Annotated in this window: 9 protein-coding genes; 7 read left to right on the top strand and 2 right to left on the bottom strand. The window is 70.8% G+C overall.

The annotated features are described in order from the left end of the window. Positions 1-170: 170 nt before the first annotated feature. The gene (gene mtnA, locus CCR97_RS22370) at positions 171-1,271 is read left to right on the top strand and encodes an S-methyl-5-thioribose-1-phosphate isomerase (RefSeq protein WP_111360694.1); all 1,101 of its coding nucleotides are present in this window, start codon (positions 171-173) and stop codon (positions 1,269-1,271) included. A 151-nt stretch (positions 1,272-1,422) separates the two neighbouring features. Here mtnA and ugpB read toward each other — a convergent pair whose 3' ends face one another. Beyond that, positions 1,423-2,793: a sn-glycerol-3-phosphate ABC transporter substrate-binding protein UgpB gene (ugpB, locus tag CCR97_RS22365; RefSeq protein ID WP_111358973.1), complete on the bottom strand. Its 1,371-nt coding sequence runs from the start codon at positions 2,791-2,793 to the stop codon at positions 1,423-1,425. A 245-nt stretch (positions 2,794-3,038) separates the two neighbouring features. On the opposite strand from ugpB, the gene CCR97_RS22360 reads away from it, so the two are divergent. The 4 genes from CCR97_RS22360 (at position 3,039) to CCR97_RS22345 (ending at position 9,566) form a co-directional block, all read left to right on the top strand. After that, the gene (locus tag CCR97_RS22360; protein ID WP_111358974.1) at positions 3,039-4,001 is read left to right on the top strand and encodes a TRAP transporter substrate-binding protein; all 963 of its coding nucleotides are present in this window, start codon (positions 3,039-3,041) and stop codon (positions 3,999-4,001) included. Between the two features lie 2 nt (positions 4,002-4,003). Beyond that, the gene (locus tag CCR97_RS22355; RefSeq protein ID WP_245429063.1) at positions 4,004-6,082 is read left to right on the top strand and encodes an ATP-binding protein; all 2,079 of its coding nucleotides are present in this window, start codon (positions 4,004-4,006) and stop codon (positions 6,080-6,082) included. After that, complete coding sequence (locus CCR97_RS22350; RefSeq protein ID WP_111358972.1) at positions 6,075-7,847, top strand: ATP-binding response regulator; 1,773 nt, start codon at positions 6,075-6,077, stop codon at positions 7,845-7,847. The genes CCR97_RS22355 and CCR97_RS22350 overlap by 8 nt, the downstream gene beginning before the upstream one ends. Positions 7,848-7,928: 81 nt before the next feature. Beyond that, complete coding sequence (locus tag CCR97_RS22345) at positions 7,929-9,566, top strand: hypothetical protein (protein WP_201159862.1); 1,638 nt, start codon at positions 7,929-7,931, stop codon at positions 9,564-9,566. 134 nt (positions 9,567-9,700) lie between these two features. On the opposite strand, the gene CCR97_RS22340 is transcribed toward CCR97_RS22345, so the two are convergent. Next, positions 9,701-11,848: a TonB-dependent siderophore receptor gene (locus CCR97_RS22340; RefSeq protein WP_111359964.1), complete on the bottom strand. Its 2,148-nt coding sequence runs from the start codon at positions 11,846-11,848 to the stop codon at positions 9,701-9,703. Between the two features lie 274 nt (positions 11,849-12,122). Between CCR97_RS22340 and CCR97_RS22335 the strand changes: the two genes are divergently transcribed. Next, positions 12,123-13,031, top strand: coding sequence for a helix-turn-helix domain-containing protein (locus tag CCR97_RS22335; protein ID WP_244670615.1), 909 nt, complete (start codon positions 12,123-12,125; stop codon positions 13,029-13,031). Positions 13,032-13,428: 397 nt separating this feature from the next. Then, on the top strand, positions 13,429-13,608 hold the full coding sequence (locus CCR97_RS22330) for a hypothetical protein (RefSeq protein WP_111360784.1): 180 nt from the start codon (positions 13,429-13,431) through the stop codon (positions 13,606-13,608). The last annotated feature ends 86 nt before the right edge of the window (positions 13,609-13,694 follow it).

Here is a 13,694-nt window from a genome sequence, read left to right as displayed (position 1 = left end):
CCCTCGGTATGCCGCCTTTTGCGTCCCCCTCGCCTCCCGAGGCGCCGGCACGCGTCGCCCCCGGCGGCCCAGGAGCCCGAGGCCGGCCGAGGGCCTTCCCATCCCGGCCCGGCCGCCCTATGACGCTGCGGCCCCCTCCGACACCCGAGAAAGATCCGCGGAACCGACCCATGAAAGTCGACGGCAGGCACACCCGCACGATCTGGCTCGAGTCCGACGGCGTCACGGTCGGCACCATCGACCAGCGGCTGCTGCCGCACCGCTACGTCACGGTGCGACTGGAAACGCTCGCCGACGCGGCCGAGGCGATCCGCTCCATGCTGGTGCGCGGCGCCCCGCTGATCGGCGCGACGGCCGCCTACGGGGTGTGCTTGGCGCTGCGCGAGGACGCCTCCGACGCCGGCCTCGAAGCCGCCTGCGAAACGCTGGCGAAGACCCGGCCGACCGCCATCAACCTGCGCTGGGCGCTGGGCGAGATGCTGGCGGCGGTGCGCAACCTTCCGCGCGAGGCGCGGCTCGCGGCCGCGTACGCCCGCGCCAACGCGATCGCCGACGAGGATGTCGCCATCAACCAAGCGATCGGCCGCCATGGCCTGGCGCTCATCGAGGAGATCGCGAGGCGCAAGGGCGGCGGGCGGGTCGAGATCCTGACCCATTGCAATGCCGGCTGGCTCGCCACCGTCGACGTCGGCACCGCCACGGCGCCGATCTACACGGCGCACGACAAGGGGCTCGACCTCCACGTTTTCGTCGACGAGACGCGGCCGCGCAACCAGGGCGCTTCGCTCACCGCCTGGGAGCTGACCCACCACGGCGTGCCGTGCACCCTGGTCGCCGACAATGCCGGCGGCCATCTGATGCAGCACGGCCAGGTCGACCTGGTGATCGTCGGCACCGACCGGGTGACGGCGCAGGGCGACGTCTGCAACAAGATCGGCACCTATCTGAAGGCGCTCGCGGCGCACGACAACGGCGTGCCGTTCTATGTCGCGCTTCCCTCGCCCACCATCGACTTCGCGGTGTCGGACGGGGTGAGGGAGATCCCGATCGAGGAGCGCGGCGAGGAGGAGGTGACCCTGATGGCCGGCAAGACCGCCGACGGGCGCTTCGAGACGGTGCGGATCGCCCCGGACGGGGTGCGCGCCTCGAACTACGGCTTCGACGTGACACCGGCCCGCCTGGTCACCGGCCTGATCACCGAGCGCGGCGTGATCGCGCCGACCCGCGCGGCCCTCGCCGCGGCGTTCCCGGAGCGGAGCGGCGGGGCGTGAGGCGTCGTGCCCCGGACGCGGTGCAGCGCGCAGCGGTGCACCGCAGAGCCGGGGCCCAGGGGCGGCACGGCAATGGGTCCCGGTTCTGCGGCGCATCACGCCGCGACGCGGCGTGCTGCGCCGCGCCCGGGACAACAGGCCGTGTCGAGCCTCACCGGCTGGCGCGGTCGAACTGGGCCAGGAGCTCGTTGCCGCGGCGGACCGCCGTCTCGAGCGCGGCGGCGGCCGTCTTCTTGCCGGCGAAGGCAGCCTCCAGCTCCTCCTCGATGACGTCGCGCACCAGGATGAAGGAGCCGAGCCGCAGGCCGCGCGAGTTGTCGGTCGGCGGGTTGAGCGTCAGCTCCTCGATCGCGATGGCGGCGCCCGGGTTGCGGTCGTAGAAGCCCTCGGCGCGGGCGTGCTCGTAGGCGGCCCGCGTCACCGGCAGGTAGCCGGTCGCCTGATGCCAGCGCGACTGCACCTCGGGCCGCGCCAGATAGGCGAAGAAGCGCGCCGCGCCGCGATACTCGGCGGGCGGGCGGCCGCGCAGCACCCACAGGCTCGCGCCGCCGATCATCGTGTTGCGCGGGGCGCCCGGCACGTCCGGCCAGTAGGGCAGCATGCCGTAGCCGACCTCGAACTTGGCCCGCGCCCGGATGTCGGCGGCGAGCGCCGAGGAACCGATGAAGATGCCGCACTGGCCGGTGTGCAGCATCGGCTCGGCCGCGGTGCCACGGCCGCCATAGGCATACACGCCGCTCTTCTGCCAGGCGGCGAGCGCCGCGACGTGGCGGGTCAGAACCGGGTTGGCGAGCATCAGCTCGGCCCCCGGCCCGGCGAGGCCGTTGGCGCGCGTCGCGATCGGAACGTCGTGGAAAGCCGAGAAGTTCTCGATGTTCACCCAGGACGGCCAGTGCGTCGAGAAGCCGCACGTGACGCCGGCGAGGCGAAGCCGCCGGGCCGCCTCCTCGACCTGCGGCCAGGTCTTCGGCGGCGTCTTGTCGTCGAGCCCGGCGGCGCGGAACAGGTCGCGGTTGAAGTAGAGGATCGGGGTCGAGGCGTTGAACGGGTAGGACAGGAGGTTGCCGCCCGGATCCCGGTAGAAGCCGGCGATCGGCGGCAGGAAGGCCGAGGCGTCGAACGGCTCGCCCATGTCGCGCATCAGCTCGAAGATCGGATACACGGCGCCGCGGGCCGCCATCATGGTGGCGGTGCCGATCTCGTTGACCTGGACGATCGCCGGGTGGTTCTTGGTGCGCGCCGCGAAGATCGCCGCCGACACCGTCTCGGTGTAGCTGCCCTTGAACACCGGCACGACCCGAACCGCGTCCTGCCCGGCGTTGAACCCCTCGACGATGCGCGCGATCTGGCGCCCGAGCTCGCCCGCCATGGCGTGCCAGAGCTGGATCTCGGTCGCCGCCGCCCGGACCGGGCGGGGCGACAGGACACCGAACGCGGCCCCGGCGCCGATTCCGGCCAGGACCCGACGGCGGCTCGGCCCCGGCGCGGACCCGATCGGCGCGGGCGGTATCGGCTCCGGCATCGAAAGCACACCCCTGTTCGCGATGGAGAGACTGGTCGGCGACGATCCGGGCCGCGCGAGGATGGTCATCCGACCATGGTTTCGCTAAAATTTCGAGCTTTCACGACAACGAGCCTCGACGGTCCGACGACAATTTCCGACGACAAGGCGGTGCAATTTTGTCGCCAGCAGGGATCTTTAGCACCTTGGCTCCGCGCCTCGCCGGCCGGTTCCGTTTCGGGCGTGGCGCAACGGCCTGCCGCGCGCTGTGGGCCGTCGCGACGGCGGTCGTCCTCGCCGGACTGGCCGCGCCACCCGCGATCGCGCGAGAATTCCGGGTCGCCGACACCCAGGTCGAGGACTATCCGACCGTCCAGGCCGTGCTCCACATGAGCCGGCTGATCGAGGAGCAGACCGGCGGGCGCCACCGCCTGCGGGTGTTCCACTCCCGCCAGCTCGGCGAGGAGCAGGACACGATCGAGCAGACCCGGGCCGGCGCCATCGACCTCAACCGCACCAACGTGGCGCCGATCGGCGCCATCGTGCCGGTCGCCGACGTGCTGGCGATGCCGTTCCTGTTCCGCTCGAAGGCGCATCTGCACAGCGTGCTCGACGGCCCGATCGGCGACGAGATCCTGAAGAGCTTCGAGCCCTACGGGTTCGTCGGCCTGACCTTCTACGATTCGGGCGCCCGCTCGCTCTACACGCGCGGCCGGCCGGTGCGCGAGATCGCCGACATGAAGGGCCTGCGCATCCGGGTACAGCAGTCGGCGCTGATGACCGCGATGATCCGGGCGCTGGGCGCCACCGCGGTGCAGCTTCCCTACGGGCAGGTCGAGACCGGCCTCTCCACCGGCCTGATCGACGGGGCGGAGAACAACTGGCCGTCCTACGTCACCACCGGCCACTACAAGCTCGCCCCGAACTACACGCTCACCGAGCACACCATGAGCCCGGAGGTGCTGGTGATGTCGCTGCGCGCTTGGCAGAGCCTCTCGGCCGACGACCAGGCGATCTTCCGCAGCGCCGCCCGCGCCTCCAACCGGGTGATGCGCGAGCAGTGGAACGCGCTGGAGGAGCGCTCCCGCGCCCAGGCGCGCGCCGCCGGAACGACGATCGTCTCCGAGTTCGACCGGCGTCCCTTCGTCGAGGCGATGGCGCAGGTCTATGCCGGGGTCGGCGACCCGAACCTGCAGCGGCTGATCGCCCGCATCCGGGAAAGCGAGTGACCGTGGCGTCGCCTCCGACGGTGCAGGACGGCGCGGCGATCGACGCCGTCGAGCTGCCGCCGAAACCGGCGGAGCGGCGCCGGCTCGATCTCGTGCGGCTCGTCCGCGCCATCCCGATCCGCTGGCGCATCCTGTCGATCGCGGTGCTCAACACCGGCGTCGTGATCGTGCTGGCCGGCCTGATCTGGAACGGCGCGATGGCGCTGAGCCGCGCCTGGGACGAGGTCCGGGCGGTGCGCGAATCCGATAGCGTGCTGGTGCTGCTGGAGGGCGAGGCCGGCCGCCTTCAGAACCTCATCCACCGCTACATCAACGAGCCGAGCCCGGAGATCCTCGCCGAGATCCTGCTGGTGCGCGAGGCCGTGCTGGGCACGCTGCGCAGCCGCAAGCCGGCCGATCCGATGCTGGCGAGCGGCATGGACGGGCTCGCCGCCGTGACCGAGAAGTTCCTCGACGGCTTCGGCGAGCTGCGCGCCGTGCAGACCGCGATCAACCGGCTCTACGACGCGGAGGTGCTGCGCCCGGCCCGCGAGATGGCCGGCCTCTACTCGATCGTCGAAGGCGCCGCCGGGCGCCGCGAGGCGCTGATCTGGCCGGCGCTCGGCAAGTCGCGCGAGGCCTTCACGGCCGCGCTGGTCGGCGCCAACGCCTACTACCTGTCGCTCGACTCGTCGGCCGCCGACGAGGCGCGGCGCAACCTCGAGACGATCGAGCGCACCATCCCGGTGATGTCCGACCTCGCCTCCGACGACATGCAGCGCGCCGCGCTCGAGGCGCTGGGCGGCCGCGCCGCGGCGTTCCGCGACGGACTCGCCGGGCTGTCGGAGCGCTTCGCCGCCCGCACCCACCTGCTGCGCACCGTGATCGACGGCAACCAGGCCTCGATGATCTCGTTGATCGACACCCTGCAGTCCGAGATGCGGCGGCGCGAGGCGCGCGCGCAGGCGATGCTCGACCGCACCCTCAAGGCGATCTATCGCCAGGTCGTGCTGGTGGCGGCCGGCTTCCTGATCGCCATCATGGTCGGCGCCATGATCGTCACCCGCTCGATCCGCAGTCCGCTCAAGGAGCTGATGTCGGCCATGCACGCCATCGTGGCCGGGCATTACGGGCCGGTGATCCGCTCGACCAGCGAGAAGGACGAGATCGGCGCCATGGCGCGCGCCGTCGAGGTGTTCCGCGAGAACGCCATCGCGAAGCGCCAGGCCGAGAACGACCTGCGCACCGCCAAGGACAATGCCGAGAAGGCGCTGGCCGAGCTGCGCGCCGCGCAGAAGAGCCTGATCGACGCCGAGAAGCTCGCCGCGCTGGGCGGCCTCGTCGCCGGCGTCGCCCACGAGGTCAACAATCCGGTCGGCATCAGCCTCACGGTCGCCTCCAGCCTGGTCCGCCGCTCCGAGGTGTTCGCCGAGGAGATCGCCAAGGGGCCGCTGCGCCGGTCGCGGCTCGACGACTTCGTCGCCGGCACCCGCGACGCCGCCCGCCAGCTGGTCGGCAACCTGCAGCGCGCCGGCGAGCTGATCCAGTCGTTCAAGCAGGTGGCGGTCGACCGCAGCCACGCCGAGCTGCGCGACTTCGACCTGCGCGAGGCGACCGAGCAGATCGCCGCCAGCGTCCGCCCGGTGCTGCGCAAGGCCCAGCTCGCGCTGGTCATCGAGGTGCCGGACGGCATCGTGATGGACAGCTATCCGGGCTCCTACGGCCAGGTGCTGACCAACCTGTTCCTCAACTCGGTCGCCCACGGATTTCCGGACGGCCGCACCGGCACGATCGAGGTGCGGGCCCGCCAGCTCGGCCCCGGTCATGTCGAGATCGTCGTCGCCGACGACGGCGTCGGCATGACCGACGACGTGCGCCGGCGCGCCTTCGACCCGTTCTTCACGACGCGACGCGGCCGCGGCGGCACCGGCCTCGGCCTCCACATCATCCACAGCCTGGTGACCCAGAGCCTCGGCGGACGGCTGACGCTCGACACCGCGCTCGGCCACGGCACGACCTTCCGCATGGTGCTGCCCCGTCGGGTGGTGCGTGCGGACGTGCCCGCGGCCGTCCTCCAGACAACGGACCGAGCCCATGGCTGACCAGGACGACATCGTCGACATCGTCGAGGACGGCGACGACGCACCGGCCGCGGCCGGGCCGCGCTGGAAGATCATGATCATCGACGACGAGCCGGCCGTCCACGACGGCACCCGCTTCGCGCTCGCCGACTACTCGCTCAACGGCCAGGGGCTCGAGATGATCTCGGCCTATTCGGCCGAGGAGGGACGCACGCTGCTCGCGCAGCACCCCGACACGGCCGTGGTGCTGCTCGACGTGATCATGGAGAGCGACACGGCGGGGCTCGATCTCGTCGACCACATCCGCACGGTCCTGCGCAACGAGACGATCCGCATCATCCTGCGCACCGGTCAGCCCGGCCAGGCACCGGAGCGGCGCGTCATCGTCGATTACGACATCAACGACTACAAGGCGAAGACCGAGCTGACCGCCGACAAGCTGTTCACCTCGCTCACCGCCGCGCTGCGCAGCTTCCAGCAGCTCCAGCGCATGGTGGAGACACGGCGCGGCCTGGAGATCATCGTCGACGCCGCCTCGACCCTCTACGACTTCAAGTCGATCCAGCGGCTCGCCGAGGGTGTGCTGGTGCAGCTCGCCTCGCTGCTCAACGTCGACTGCGACGGCATCCTGGTGTTTCACGAGAACGGCCGCGAGCATCCGGTCTCGGTGCTGGCGGCGGCCGGCTGCTACGTCCGCCATCTCGGCCAGAACGGCGTCGACGCGCTCGATCCCGATCTGCGTCGCGTGGTCGAGGAGGCGTTCCGGGCGCGCACCCACCAGTTCGAGACGGACTGGTCGGTCCTCTACATCCACACCGCGAGCGATCGCGAGGTCGTGGTGGTGCTGCACGTGCGGCGGCCGCTGTCCGAGACCGACCGGACGCTGGTCGAGCTGTTCACCAGCAAGCTGGCGATCGCCTTCGACAACGTGATCCTCTACGAGCAGCTGCAGGAGGCGAACACCCGGCTCGAGGACCGCGTCAACCAGCGCACCCGCGAGCTCTCCTCGGCCAACCGCCGCCTCGCCGCCCAATGGGCACGGCTGCAGCGCGCCAACGCCTTCAAGAGCGAGATTCTCGGCACCGTGGCACACGACCTGCGCAACCCGCTCTCGGTGATCATCGGCCGCGCCGAGATCCTCGAGCGCATGGTGGCGAGCCCGGCGCTGACCCCGGAAGCCGCCAAGGCGCAGATCGGCCACATCCACAAGGCCGCCGACCGGGTCGCCGACATGGTCGAGAGCCTGATCGCCGACGCCATGACGGACTCGCTCGACATCACGATCCGGCGCGACCCCGCCGACCTCGCCGCGGTGCTGCGCGACGTCGCCGAAGCGAACCAGCCGCTCGCCGCCAAGAAGGACCAGGTGATCGACGTGTCAATCGAGTCCGGTCCGCCGATCGTCTGCGACGTCGACCGGGTCCGCGAGGCGGTCGACAATCTGGTCAGCAACGCGGTGAAGTACAGCGTCATCGGCGGCCGTATCGAGATCGGCCTCGCGCATGCGCCGGACGGCGCCCGCATCCGCGTGAAGGACTCCGGCCCCGGCATGACGCCCGAGGACCTCAAGCGCCTCTACGGCCGCTTCCAGCGGCTCTCCGCCAAGCCGACCGGCGGCGAGACCTCGATCGGGCTCGGCCTGTCGATCGTCAAGCGGATCGTCGACCTGCACGGCGGCACCATCACGGCGGAGAGTGCCGGCGAGGACCAGGGGACCACGTTCACGCTCCTGCTGCCGGCCAAGCCGCCGGAGGCGGAGGGCGAGCCGACGCCGGCGAAGGGGTGAGGCGCGTGCGCGCGGCGGCTGTCCCGCCCATTTCGTTAAAGCCCGCCGTGTAGGCTCCGGGCGGTCCGGTCCGGAGCGCCGATGCTATCCCGCTCAGCCCTCGCCGTCCTCTCGCTGCTGGTCGCGAGCGTCTGCTCGGCTGCCGTAATGACGGCCTTGCGCCTGCCGAGCGATCTGATCCCGCCGATCGTGGCGGCGACGGCCCTGGCCGCGGCGCTGGCGTTCCGCCGCCTGCCGCTGGCGGACGACCGCGAGCCGCTGCGCTGGTTCGAGGCGGCGCTGATCGGCGGCGCGGCGCTGCTCGAGCTCCTGCGGCTCGTGCCCTACGCGGCCCAGCTCCTCACCGGGCGGCTCGCCGCCGCCGTGCATCACGACGACAACTGGCACTTTCAAGAGCTGGCGAGCCTCGTCACCAGCGACCGCTTCCCGCCGCTGGTGAACTTCCAGCCCGACACGCACCTGCACTTCTACTACGTCGCCTGGATGCCGGCGGCGGCGATCGCGACCGTGTTCGAGCTCGCCGGCGTGTCGGCCGTCAAGCTGTCGTTCGGCATCGGGGCGCTGCTGCTCGGCCTCGCCGCCGCCGTGATCCTGATCGTCGTCCTGCGCCACCTGCTGCCGCCGGAGAAGCGCGGCGCCGCGCTCGCCGCCCTGATGCTCGCCGGCGCCGTGCCGGACGGCGTCGCCGTGCTGGTCGGCTGGGCCGCGGCGCTCGCCGGGCACGGGCCGGCCGAGTGGCTGGCCGAATCGGAGTGGTGGCAGCTCGGCTTCGGTATCCCCAATCAGATCTCGACCCTGACGACGCTGCTGATCTGGGTGCCGCACCATCTGATCGGCGCCATGGCGATGCTGCTCGCCGTCGTCGTGTCGACCGAGCCGATCACGCTGCGGCCGCGCGCGTCGCTGGCCGCCATGGCGGCCGCCGGCCTGCTGGTCGGCTTCGCGGCGTTCTCGTCGATCTTCGCGGTGCTGGGCGGCCTCGCCGCGCTGTCGCCGCTGTTGGTGCGCCTGCTGGCGCGACCCCAGGTCGTCGTCGCGCTCGCGGCCACGGCGCTGGTGTCGGCGCCGCTCGCCTATCTCTATCTGAATGCCGACTCGGCCGGGGGCTTCCGACTGCTCCTGATCTTCACCCGGTGGAGCGAGCTGTACGGCGGTCCCGCGGCCGGGCTCGCCGGGCTGTCGCTCGCGGCCCTCTTCGTCATGGTGGAAATCGGCTGGCTCGCCTGGCTGGCGCTCCGCCCGCCGCCCTCGCCCGTCGCGAGCCCGCTCGGCCAATGCGCCGTCGCCGCGACGGTCTTCGTCGCCTCGACCGTGGTGGTCGGCTTCTCGGGCGCCAACAACTACGCGATGCGCGGCGCCATCGTGCCGGTGGTGCTGATCGCCGCCTACTGGGCGCAGGTGCGAACGGGCGATGCTGCGCCGCGCCGCCTGCCCGCCGCGGCTGTCGTCGCGCTCGGCCTCGCCGTGACGCTCGCTGTGGTCGCCCATCTGGCCGAGACGCTGCGCCACGGCCGCGACAGCCTCGCCGCGATCACGCTCGCGGACGAGACCGAGGCCTGCAAGGCGAGCATCATGGCCGCGAATGCCGGCCCGCCCGGCCGTGTCGATCCGGACGGCTTCGGCTGCCGCAACCCCTACAGCCTGTACGGGCTGGAGCGCCCGTTCGTGAAACGCCGGCTCGAGGAGCCCGACCGCGAGCTGATGGGCCGGGGACCGTGATCATACCCCGAACCATCATGGCCGAGCTCGTCCCGGCCCTCCACGGTGTCGTCACGAACGCTGCTCGTGGATGCCCGGCACAAGGCCGGGCATGACCACGCAGGGGGGCGCAGGCATCGAACGCCCCCTCGATCTCACCACGTATACGCGACCCGGCCCGTGACGGTGCGGCCGTTGCCCCAGTAGCAGCCGAAGAAGCCGCAGCCGGAGACGTACTTCTCGTCGGCGATGTTGTTGATGTTGAGCGACAGCTTGTATCGCCCGGTCGTGTAGCTCGCCGCCGCGTCGAACAGGATGTTGGACGGCAGCAGGTTGGTGTTGGCGTCGAGATCGTAACGGCTGCCGACATAGCGGATGCCGCCGCCGAAGCCGAAGCCGGCCAGCAGCCCGGTCTTGATGTTCTGGAACAGCCACAGATTGGCGGCGTTCTCGGGCACGTTGGCGGGCCGCTTCCCGGCGTTCTGGCCGGCCGTGATCTCGGCGTCCGTGTAGGTGTAGTTGGCGATCAGGTCGAGCCCCTCGGTGAGGTTCGCGAGGCCCGAGATCTCGACGCCCTTGACGTGCACCTCGCCGGTCTGCACCGACTGGCTGACGCCGCCGACCAGCTCCGACGTGAGCACGTTGGTCTGGGTGAGGTCGTAGACGGCCGCCGTGAAGAAGCCCTTGAACCAGGTCGGCTGATACTTGACGCCGGCCTCCCACTGCTCGCCCTCGGACGGCTTGAAGGCGCCGCCGCCGAGCGCCGGCGCGTAGTTGCCGATCACCGGCTCGAACGAGGTGGCGTAGCTGACATAAGGCGCCAGCCCGTTGTCGAACAGATAGGTCAGGCCCGCCCGGCCCGTGAAGGCGCGGTCGTTCTGGTCCTGGGTGATGCTGGTGCCGCCGAGCACGTAGCGGGTCGTCTGGTCGGTCGACGCCCAGTCGTGGCGCAGCCCGAGCGTGAGCAGCCACTTGTCGAGCTTGATCTGGTCCTGGGCGTAGACGCCGGTCTGGGTCAGCGTGCCGTCGGTCTTGGCCGCGTACCAGACGTTCTTGTTGATCTGGACGCCGTGAACGGGCGCGAACACGTTGACGGACGGCGCGGTGCCGAACTCGGCCAGCGTGTCGAGCGTGTGGCGGCGCACGTCGACGCCGAGCAGCACCGTGTGGGCGAGCGCGCCGGTCGCGAACTTCGCCTCCAGATGATTGTCGATCGTGAAGGTGCCGTAGGACTCGTCGTTGTAGGAGGCGCCGCGCGCCGCCGTGTCGGGGCCGGTGAGGCCGTTGAAGTAGAGGTTCTGATAATCCCAGCCAATCCAGAGGTAGCGGGCGTTCTGCTGGAACTTCAAGCCATCGTTGAAGCGGTGCTCGAACTCGTAGCCGATGCTCGCCAGCGTGCGGGTCGAGTCGTCGAAGCTCGGGTCGCCCAGATTGGTGCTGCGCGGCAGGGTGATGCCGGTGCGGTTGGAATACAGCGTGTAGGCGGCCGGCAGGCCGACCGGCGAGCTGGCCCGGTCGTATTGCAGGTTGGCCAGCACCGTGAGGCTGGTCTGGGCGTTCGGCCGCCAGGTCACGGCCGGCGCGATGTACAGACGGTCGTCGCGCAGGCCGTCGGTCTGGCCCGAGCCGTCACGGGCGAGACCGGTGAGCCGGTAGGCGAACTCCGACGTGCCCGGCACCGGGCCGCCGAAGTCGAAGGCGCCGGTGTAGCGGTCGTAGCTGCCGCCCTCCGCCTGCACGGTGCCGAAGCTGGTCCAGGTCGGCCGCTTGCTCACCAGGTTGACCATGCCGCCCGGATTGCCCTGGCCGTACAGCACCGAGGAGGGACCGCGCAGCACCTCGATGCGCTCGAGCCCCCACGGCTCGATCGAGGTGGTGTCGCCGGTGCCGCGCATCAGCTTCAGGCCGTTGAGATACTGGCTGTTGGCGGAGGGGAAGCCGCGGATGATCGGCGAGTCGAAGCGCGGGTCGAAGCCGAAGGGCGCGGCGACGACGCCGGCCGAGTAGGTCAGCGCCTCGGTGACGCTGGTGACGGCGCGCTGGTCCATCTGGTCGCGGGTGACGACCGAGATCGACTGCGGAATCTCGCGGATCGGCGTGTCGGTCTTGGAGCCGGTCTCGGTCCGGGTGGCGACGAAGCCCTGCACCGAGCCGGTGGGCGACTCGCCGACCCGGTCGGCCTCGACCGAGATCGGGGCGAGCTCGCCGCCGGCCGTCTGGGCCGTGGCCGCACCGGGCAGCAACAGACAGGTCAGCGCGACCCCGCAGGCCAGCCGCTCGAGAACAGTCTTGGTCGTGGACATGACACCCCGTCGATTCGTGTACTCGGGCCGCCACGAGTCGAGAATTGTTCTAATTCAAATCTCGCGCGCCCACCCCTCGTCGAGGCTCGTGATACCAACAGCAATATCGGCCGGATTGTCTATCCCTGCTCCGCGTTGAACGGTCCTGTCCTTCGGGATAAGACTCATGAAAACGTGTGTTCCGCGCGAAACAAGGCAGAACACTTCCAAATATGACCATCATGACTGGCCGACGCTCCGGGACCTGCCGGAGCCCGGCCGGGAGACCCCCGCGATGACGCTCGCCCCCGCCCCCGCGGTCGCCGCTTTCACGCCCAACATGACCAGCCGGATCGAAGGGATCGCGGTGCTGGAGGATCTGCGCTTCCGGCGCTGGCCCGGCGCCGTCGCCGATGTCTGGCACGCGGCCTGCGCGGCCGGGGCGCATGGCGAGTACGTGTCGGAGCATCCGCGGCTGTTCGTGGTGCTGGAGCGCGCGGGGGGCGGCGCGGCGCTGCGGCTGTCGGCCCGCGGGGCCGAGCGGCCGGCGCCGCCCGCCGTGCATGCGATGAGCTTCGTCCCGGCCGGCGTGCCGGTCTGGTCGCGGGTCGACGCGGCGATGCGGATCCGCCACCTCGACATTCATTTCGACGTCGCGGCCCTGTCGGCGCGGATCGGCGAGGCGCCCGACCGGACGGCGCTCGCGACGCCGCGCCTGCAGTTCACCGATGCGCGGATCTTCTCGCTCGCCCGATTGATCGCCGAGGAGTGCGGCGGTCCCGATACCCGTCACGACGTCTACGGCGAGAGCCTGATCACGGCGCTGTTCATCGACCTGATGCGGCTCGCGCCCGATCCGACGCGCCGCCGCTCGGCGCTGTCGCCGCGCCAGCTCGACCGCGCCGTCGCCTATCTCGAGGAGAACTGCCTTCGCGGGCTTCGCCTGGAGGAGCTGGCGGCGCTCACCGGCCTGTCGCAGTCCTATTTCAGCCATGCCTTCAAGGCGGCGACCGGCGTGCCGCCGTACCAGTGGCACATGCAGGCGCGCATCCGCCGCGTCCAAGAAATGTTGTCGCGCTCGGCCCTGCCGCTGACAGAGATCGCCCAGGCGGCCGGCTTCGCCGACCAGGCGCACCTCACCCGCGTGTTCCGCCGGCAGGTCGGCACCACGCCGGCCGCGTGGCGACGCGACACCAGGATCTGATACCAAGGGCCTCCGGCACTGACTCTCACCGTCACCCTGAGGTGGCTGCGCGAAGCGCAGCCCTCGAAGGGCGACGGCCGGGGCCGCATCCTTCGAGGCCCGGCTGCGCCGGGCACCTCAGGATGACGGGGCAGGGCTCAGGGCCGTTGGTATGACAAGTCGGGCGCTCGCGATCCTGGCTCTCACATCCAGGTTCTGGCGCCGCGGATTCTGATTATCGATCACGCAGAGCCGTCGTCACGCCCGGATTCGCCGCACCGCCGAGACCGGCGCACGACTTGGGCGGGAGTCGACTGCCGACCGAATGTGCATTGGGCTTACGGACTAGGTAACTGCCCTGAATTGTGCCACGGCCGAATTCGGATTTCGAATACGCCTCGAAACCCAGAGCCGGACCATGACACCCTCCGACGACAGTCATGCGCGCCATCCGCATTGCGTCGTCTGCGGCGCGCGGATGCAGTTCGCCCGCAGCCTCCCGCGCCTCGGGGCGAACCCGGCGCTCGTCTCCTACGAGTGCAAGCGCTGCGGCCACGTGACCACCCGCTCGGAGGACGAGCCCCAGCAGCGCGAGTGAGTGGCAGGGGAAGTGCGCGTGGAAGCGCCGCTCCCCCCACCCCCGACCCCTTTGGCGCGCAAGTGCGCGCCAAAGGGGTCGGGGGG

The organism is Rhodoplanes elegans (genome assembly GCF_016653355.1).
In the GTDB taxonomy this organism is placed as follows: Bacteria; Pseudomonadota; Alphaproteobacteria; order Rhizobiales; family Xanthobacteraceae; genus Rhodoplanes; species Rhodoplanes elegans.
Note: the sequence above shows the minus strand (reverse complement) of the source record. Positions and strands in the feature narration are given on the sequence as shown.

Coding starts and splice junctions, on each gene's coding strand:
- mtnA (WP_111360694.1), top strand. CDS start 171: ATGAAAGTCGACGGCAGGCACACCCGCACGATCTGGCTCGAGTCCGAC.
- ugpB (WP_111358973.1), bottom strand. CDS start 2,793: ATGCCGGAGCCGATACCGCCCGCGCCGATCGGGTCCGCGCCGGGGCCG.
- CCR97_RS22350 (WP_111358972.1), top strand. CDS start 6,075: ATGGCTGACCAGGACGACATCGTCGACATCGTCGAGGACGGCGACGAC.
- CCR97_RS22345 (WP_201159862.1), top strand. CDS start 7,929: ATGCTATCCCGCTCAGCCCTCGCCGTCCTCTCGCTGCTGGTCGCGAGC.
- CCR97_RS22340 (WP_111359964.1), bottom strand. CDS start 11,848: ATGTCCACGACCAAGACTGTTCTCGAGCGGCTGGCCTGCGGGGTCGCG.
- CCR97_RS22335 (WP_244670615.1), top strand. CDS start 12,123: ATGACGCTCGCCCCCGCCCCCGCGGTCGCCGCTTTCACGCCCAACATG.
- CCR97_RS22330 (WP_111360784.1), top strand. CDS start 13,429: ATGACACCCTCCGACGACAGTCATGCGCGCCATCCGCATTGCGTCGTC.